Source organism: Halorubrum sp. C191 (assembly GCF_002727095.1).
Taxonomy (GTDB): Archaea; Halobacteriota; Halobacteria; order Halobacteriales; family Haloferacaceae; genus Halorubrum; species Halorubrum ezzemoulense.
Genome location: NZ_NHNZ01000122.1, coordinates 1 through 3,551 on the forward strand (window position 1 = coordinate 1; position 3,551 = coordinate 3,551).

The 3,551-nt window shown below is 52.2% G+C and carries 1 protein-coding gene and 1 pseudogene; one reads left to right on the forward strand and one right to left on the reverse strand.

Annotated features, from left to right (window positions below):
• Positions 1-1,152: 1,152 nt before the first annotated feature.
• A complete protein-coding gene (locus tag Z052_RS12050) occupies positions 1,153-1,788 on the reverse strand; it encodes a winged helix-turn-helix domain-containing protein (protein ID WP_099289056.1) in 636 nt (211 codons plus the stop codon).
• Positions 1,789-3,108: 1,320 nt separating this feature from the next.
• Here Z052_RS12050 and Z052_RS12055 point away from each other — a divergent pair.
• Positions 3,109-3,551: pseudogene (locus tag Z052_RS12055) on the forward strand (IS1595 family transposase); the annotation flags it as partial.

Genomic DNA, 3,551 nt, shown 5'->3' on the forward strand with positions numbered 1-3,551 from the left:
TTAGCTGACAGTATGAATCGGGTGCCGTCTGGTAATTAGAGGAATGAGACGGGTGAATTAGAAGCTAATTACGAACCCCGCCTAACTCGCTCCCGTCTGGTAATTACGGAACTAATTACGGCCTTGTCGAATCCGGCTGCCGTCTGGTAATTAGCGGTGAGATAGGACAGTCGATGATCGGAATCGAGAGGTAATTACAGAGGGCCCCAATCGGGTTGCCGTCTGGTAATTACTGAACTAAATACCTGCCCCCGCAAACCCGTTGCCGTCCGGTAATTACGTGGGTTCCCCCTTGGTCGGGGAGTCATGCTCTGGCGGTTAACACGATCGCCCCCAATTCTACTGCCATGTGGTAATTACCGAACTAATCACTACCCCCTGCGAATCGGCTCCAGTCTGGTAATTAGTGGTGTAGATACCCACCGAAATACATAGAGTATGTGGTAAGAGTGGCGATCAGAATAGCACTATCGAGCTGCTGATAACGGTCGAGTGTCGCGTCGGGTGTGGTGCGTGCTGCGTGTGAGCGTGCCGGCGTGAATCTGCGTTCGGTTGTCGACGAACCTGCTTTCGAGATCGGTGCGGAGTAGCTCGTGTAGACGGTCGGGTGGCCGCGAGATTTTCATTTGTTAGTCTTCAGTTGAGGGTCGGGGGGCCGTGGTCCATTCGTGAGCCATTTTTGTTTCGACAGTCGGGGGGTCGTTTTCCATTTGTGAGTCATTTTTGCGTCGACAGTCGGGGGGTCGTTTTCCATTTCCGCGTTAGGAATCACTGAAGCGGGAAAATCGGTAGCAGAAACTGATCGCATCTCGCTGGGTTGAAACAGTGACTCGATGATATCACTCTCGGAAGTGTGATTCCGAGTTTGAGGGATTCGATGGTGATGAGCGAGTATGGGACACGCTTCTTGTACCTCAACGGCCAGTGGATAGTGAGCCTGAAGAGAGTCGTCCAATAGTTTTGCGTCGAGAGTGAGATAGGCGTGGGTTAGGAGTCGTGTGGGAGATGGCCGGGGGTGCTAGTGTATTTAGGAGTGGGTTAGTGTGGGGCGGGCGTGTTGTTTGTCTGGAACTTCGGCCTGACGGTGTCTACATTCATCGGGCTGAGTGTCTCTTTCACCACGGTCAGTTTCATTCTGAACGTGGTCTGCCATTATATACGGAGGACAGGTGATTCGCGAGTATAGATTATCTTCTGCGACGGTGAGTTACGTTTCAAAGTAATCTGGGGGTGGGTTGTAAGTCGGTTCTTTATTTTAGTCATATATTGATGAATATCACGAAGGTCGACGACATCAATATCAGTTAGACGGTTTACTTTTGCGCGCAGTTCCTTGCTCGTTATCTGGCCATCCTGAATGAGTGTCCATAAGATATCGCGAAAGATGGACTCCAAGACTTGTTGCTCTTCGCTCGTTCCAGATTGACAGACACGTGAAACTACGGTCGAGACATCATCGGTACCGAATTCGATCGAGAGTGATGACGGCTTTGGGAACACTTCATTAGTAGTAGCATCGTGCTGACTACAGTTGGTAACTGAGGACACTAATTCCGCTGGCTCATACGATTCAACCAGATCTTCAGCTGAAACATGAGATGAGTCAACGGCAGCACTGCGGTACAACCCTCGATGTACACGATCAACGTGTCCTTCATCCTGAAGATGTCGTAGTCGTTGACTCACGTATGACTGGTTTCGGTTGAGTTCATCGGCTAAATATCGGGGGGTACATCGCCCCTCTCTGAGCTTTGCTAAAATCAGCTGGTCAGTCTTGTTCAAATCCATCTGAGTACCACCATGGCGTGAACTAATGACTAATTAGATGTTAGATATTGTGGTCTCGTAATGTCATATAACACATTGTTAGAAACGGGATAGAAGACCTAGAAACACCGACAATCTGCTGTGTTGATCCGATAGAAAGCCGCTATATTATGCGAGTGTGAACTAGGACATGGGACGTAAGAGACTGACCGCCACTTTTCGACGGAGCACGTTGTATTGGCTAATCGTACTTCCGAGATTTAACCCTAGTTGAGGTCAACATCGTACCGTAGGCTGATCCGTATTTGCCGCAATTTGGTAACGCCGTCGGACAGATACACCAGTCTCACCGTTTTTGAGGAAGTATTTGAGCAACTGATCGCCATGATGATCGAGTATGACTCTGGAAGTATTGCCGACGTAGTTGGGACTGTGTCAACGGCTGCGCTTGAGCGAGATCCGGCGCTTCTACGTAGAAACACGGAAAGGGGCCGTTGAGTTGTACCCACAGCGAATTAACTACGCCAACTAGGACTCAGATCGCTGGACGGCGGCAGGTGTACAAAATGTAAAATCGTCTTTCCGCAGCTCTACACAAGAGCGACCCAGATTAACCAACATTGTCACTTCACCGCCCGGATTGTAGTTAAGATTGACCGCGTCCCGTCGGGCGTCCTGACAGTTCGGTGCGTCAGACACGTTGCTGGCGGTTTACCTATCGGATCGAACACGCCCGACTGCGTCGACATCGGGTGTCGGTCGCGCCGCCAAAGTGGCTCCACACATCAGTATAACGTGGATCTCCCGACTTCTGGTACTGTCACCTTATGTAGCATCTCGACCTAATTACGGACCTGAGTATACATAAGGTCAATCGCCACCTCGGCGCTCTCGCGGTCGACCGACATCCTCGACCGCACACCCGGTCTCCTCGGGCAGTCTCTCGCCACAGCCAACGCCGAGATTCAGACCGCCGAGAGGGCCCTCCCGGCGTACACCCCGCTTTTGCGTCCGTTGAACCCCGCTTTTGCGCCGAGCAGCGCAACACCGACGCATGGGTTTTGCGCTAGGAATCGACGATCGTCGCCTCACCCCGCTTTTGCGTCGACCTCTTGTTTATTTTTTCATACACTACTAATGCGAATTCACGAAACTTCTTATAGAGATATATCCGAGATAGGTTCAGTCGATGTGATCGACTGAAACTGTGGCGCAGACAGTCTCCACGCCCTTATAGTGATTACTGCGAGTCTTTACCGCCGTGACGATCCGCATCGGCACTGAGGGCGACTGAATCAGCGTCCCTCGACCCCGCCTCTGAGACTATTCGTAGTAATCACTATCAACGGCTCTGACCGCATCTGGTGTGGCCGCTGTGACTGGAAAACCACGTACACGCGAGGGACACCCTTCTACGATTCGGAACTCACCCCAGGTGAGTTCCTCATCGCCTTCATCCTCTACGCTGATACACTCCTCAGCATTACCCAAATCGCTGAACTCCTCTCACCGTGTTACACGACGCTTCACGACCAGCTCAGAGAGTTTGAAACCGCGTTCTGTCGGGGATTTCCGACTGTCTGGGAGCGCATCTCCCAGACAGTCGATGGGCCAACACAGGTCGATGAAACACAGCAGGTGTGTTCGGGCTTCAAAGGCCAAGATCCGCCGCGGGAGGGACTCAACCGCGGCGGGTCGCCCGAGGGTGGACGTACCCGCTGGACAGGGAATCAGGGTGACGAACTGACGCTCGTCGCGGCGTGCCGCGACGTGCTTCGCGTGGT